Origin of the sequence: Aeromonas sp. sif2433, assembly GCF_019218705.1 — a bacterium.
Taxonomy (GTDB): domain Bacteria; phylum Pseudomonadota; class Gammaproteobacteria; order Enterobacterales; family Aeromonadaceae; genus Aeromonas; species Aeromonas encheleia.
This window is the reverse complement of sequence record NZ_JAHUXD010000053.1, coordinates 1-255: the sequence shown is the minus strand read 5'-3', so window position 1 is coordinate 255 and position 255 is coordinate 1. Positions and strand designations below refer to the sequence as shown.

The window sequence follows — 255 nt, the reverse complement described above, 5'->3', positions numbered from 1 at the left end:
GGCGGGACGGTGAACTACAGCTACACCCTGAGTGCGACCATCGACAACGACAGCAAGCTGGGTGCGACGCCCACCGGGTTTGATGACAGCATCACCATCGGGGTGAACGGGGTGGGTGGCACCAGTGGCAGTGACCAGCTGATAGTGCGCATCGTTGATGATGTGCCGACGGCCAACAACGATGCGGGCGGCACCACCACCGAGGATGTGGCCGGCAGCCTGAACGGCAACGTGCTGGGCAACGACACCGTGGGT

The 255-nt window shown here is 63.5% G+C and carries 1 protein-coding gene; it reads left to right on the top strand.

Going from position 1 to position 255, the window contains the following annotated elements:
- Positions 1-255 (top strand): hypothetical protein (locus tag KW825_RS20370; RefSeq protein WP_218330248.1); only part of this gene is annotated, 255 nt, incomplete at both ends.